Genomic DNA, 3,762 nt, shown 5'->3' on the forward strand with positions numbered 1-3,762 from the left:
CATTAGATGCGTTGAAAGCAGAGCTTGAAAAAGCGAGAGCAATCAACAAAGATGAGTACACACCAGACAGTGTGAAACCATTAACTGATGCACAAACAGCAGGACAAGGAATTGTTGATGCACCGGATAATAAAACAACAGCAGAAATTGAAGCAGCAACCCAAGCATTGAAAGATGCTCAAAAAGACTTAGTTCAAAAAGCTGATAAAGCTGAGTTACAAAAAGCAATCGATAAAGCTAATACTTTAGGTAACCTTGACGCGAATGATCCAGAAGACAAAGCGGTTCAAGATAAATTAGCAGATGCTGAAAGAGTTAAAGCTGATGATAATGCAACGCCACAACAAGTAGCAGAAGCAACAAAAGCATTAAACGATGCTATCGCAGCGAAAGAACATCAAGATGCTTTAGATGAATTAAATAAAGCAATCGACGCAGCAAACGCAGTCAATAAAGCTGACTATAAACCAAATACAGTGAAACCTTTAGAAGATGCAGTTAAAGCGGGCGAAGCTGCAAAAGCGGATGCGACTAAGACTCCACAAGAGTTGAAAGACGCAGCCAAAGCAATCACTGATGCTCAAAAAGCTTTAGAAGCAAAAGCTAATAAAGATGAGTTAAACAAAGCTATTACAAATGCTGACGGTCTAAATTTAGATCCAACAGACGCAGAAGATAAAGCAGTCCAAGATGCTTTAAATAAAGCGAAAGAAGTTCAAGCAGATCCTAATGCTTCTCAAGCAGATGTTGATGCGGCAAAAGAAGCTTTAGAAAATGCAGTGAACGCTAAGAATGCACAAGATGCAAAAGAAGCTCAAGCAGCAGCGAAAGCTAAACAAGAAGCTTTAGATGCATTAAAAGCAGAGTTAGAAAAAGTCGCTAAAATTAACAAAGACAACTTCACTCCAAACACAGTTGCACCATTAACTGAAAAAGAGGAAGCTGGAAAAGCGATTGTTGCAAATCCAGATGCGAAAACAACTGAAGAAATCAAAGAAGCAACTCAAGCATTAATTGATGCAGAAAATGCATTACAAGCTAAGTCAGACAAAGCCGCTTTACAAGCAGCGATTGATAAAGCGAACGCTTTAGGTGAATTGAATCCTGCTGATGCTGAAGATAAAGCCATTCAAGATGCTGTAGCGGCGGGTGAAAAAGTTAAAGCTGATGGCAATGCAACACCACAAGAAGTGGCAGATGCTACAAAAGCTATTAACGATGCCATCGCAGCAAAAGAACATCAAGATGCTTTAGATGAATTACAAAAAGCAATCGAAGATGCAAAAGCTGTTAATAAAGATGACTTTAAACCAAATACAGTGAAACCTTTTGAGGATGCGGTTAAAGCAGGTGAAACTGCAAAAGCAGATGCGACTAAGACTCCACAAGAGTTGAAAGACGCAGCCAAAGCAATCACTGATGCTCAAAAAGCTTTAGAAGCAAAAGCTAATAAAGATGAATTGAACAAAGTAATCACTACTGCAGAAGGTTTAACTTTAGACCCAGCTGACAAAGAAGATAAAGCAGTTCAAGACGCATTAGCTAAAGCAAAAGAAGTTCAAGCAGACCCTAATGCTTCTCAAGACGCAGTAGATGCAGCGAAAGCAGCTCTAGAAGATGCAATTAATGCTAAAGCTGCTCAAGATGCAAAAGAAGCGAAAGAAGCAGCAGACGCAAAACAAGCAGCATTAGATGCGTTGAAAGCAGAGCTTGAAAAAGCAAAAGCAATCAACAAAGATGAGTACACGCCTAATAGTGTGAAACCATTAACTGATGCAGAAACAACAGGACAAGCAATTGTTGATGCACCTGACAATAAAACAACAGCAGAAATTGAAGCTGCTACACAAGCATTAAAAGATGCTCAAGCAGGTTTAGTTGCAAAAGCAGATAAAACAGAACTTGATAAAGCTATCACAACTGCTGATGGATTTACTTTAGATCCAGCTGATAAAGAAGATAAAGCTGTACAAGATGCTTTAGAAAAAGCAAAAGAAGTTCAAGCAAATCCAAATGCGACTCAAGATGAAGTTAATGCGGCGAAAGATGCATTAAACAAAGCAATTGAAGCTAAAACTGCTCAAGATCAAGCAGACGCAAAACAAGCAGCGCTTGATGAGTTGAAAGCAGAACTTGCGAAAGTCGCAAAAATCGACCTTAATCAATACACACCTGATAGTGTTAAACCATTAACAGATAAAGAAATCGAAGGTAATGCAATTGTAGCTATTCCAGATGCAAAAACTACAGAAGAAATCAAAGCTGTAACACAGGCGTTGAAAGATGCTCAAGCAGGTCTAGTTCAAAAAGCTGATAAAGCTGAATTACAAAAAGCAATCGATGCAGCAAATGCTTTAGGTAACCTTGATGCTGCTGATAAAGAAGATAAAGCACTTCAAGATACAGTAGCAGTTGGTGAAAAAGTGAAAGCTGACGGCAACGCAACACCACAACAAGTGGCAGATGCTACAAAAGCAATTAATGATGCAATTGCAGCAAAAGAACATCAAGATGCTTTAGATGAATTACAAAAAGCAATCGATGCAGCAAATGCAATCAATAAAGATGACTTCAAACCAAATACAGTGAAACCATTAGAAGATGCAGTTGCAGCGGGTGAAGCAGCGAAAGCAGACGCGACTAAGACTCCAGAAGAGTTGAAAGAAGCAGCTAAAGCAATTAACGATGCTAAAAATAATCTTGAAGCGAACGCGAATAAAGATGAATTGAACAAAGCTATTACTGAAGCTGAAGGTTTAACATTAGATCCAAAAGATAAAGAAGACAAAGCAGTTCAAGACGCATTGGATAAAGCAAAAGCTGTTTTAGAAGATCCAAATGCGACACAAGAAGCAGTGGATGCAGCGAAAGATGCGTTGAATAAAGTGGTTGAAGCTAAGAAAGCTCAAGATGCAAAAGAAGCAGCTGAAAAAAAGCAGCACTTGATGCATTGAAAGCAGAGCTGGAAAAAGTGAAATCAGTAGATAAAGATGCATACACACCAAATAGTGTGAAACCATTAACTGATGCTGTAACAGTGGGTCAAGCAATTGTTGATGCTCCGAAAGATAAGACTGTTGATCAAATCAAAAAAGCTACACAAGCATTGAAAGATGCACAAGCAGGCTTAGTTGCGAAAGCAGATAAAGCGGAACTTGATAAAGCAATCAATAATGCAGAAGGTTTAACTTTAGATCCAACAGACAAAGAAGACAAAGCGGTCCAAGATGCATTAGACAAAGCAATTGCCGTTCAAGCAGATCCTAATGCTTCACAAGACGCAGTAGATGCAGCGAAAGATGCGTTGAACAAAGCAATCGAAGCGAAAACTGCTCAAGATAAAGCAGACGCAGTTAATGCAGCACTTGAAGCGTTGAAAGATGAGCTTGAAAAAGCAAAAGCCATCAACCAAGCGGACTTTACTCCTAATAGTGTTGAACCATTAGTTGATGCAATGGCAGTCGCACAAGGTATTGTGAACAATCCGGAATCTGTAACTGTTGATCAAATCAAAGCAGCAACACAAGCGTTGAAAGATGCACAAGCTGGATTGGTTGCGAAAGCAGATAAAACAGAACTTGATAAAGCAATCAATAATGCGGAAGGTTTAACATTAGACCCAACAGATAAAGAAGATAAAGCGGTCCAAGATGCGTTAGCCAAAGCAATTGCCGTTCAAGAAGATCCAAATGCGACACAAGAAGCAGTAGACGCTGCTAAAGACGCGTTGAACAAAGCAGTTGAAGCGAAAACTGCTCAAGA

At 39.3% G+C, this 3,762-nt stretch carries 2 protein-coding genes; both read left to right on the top strand.

What is annotated here, in order from left to right; translation table 11 throughout:
* Positions 1 to 2,954, top strand: a 2,954-nt coding sequence (locus tag HMPREF2846_RS13450) for an FIVAR domain-containing protein (RefSeq protein ID WP_176745498.1), incomplete at its 5' end; no start/stop codon positions are given.
* On the top strand, positions 2,951 to 3,762 hold an 812-nt coding region (locus HMPREF2846_RS13455; RefSeq protein ID WP_176745499.1), incomplete at its 3' end, for an FIVAR domain-containing protein. The genes HMPREF2846_RS13450 and HMPREF2846_RS13455, both read left to right, overlap by 4 nt.

It is taken from the genome of Staphylococcus sp. HMSC056G08, from assembly GCF_001812305.1.
In the GTDB taxonomy this organism is placed as follows: Bacteria; Bacillota; Bacilli; order Staphylococcales; family Staphylococcaceae; genus Staphylococcus; species Staphylococcus simulans.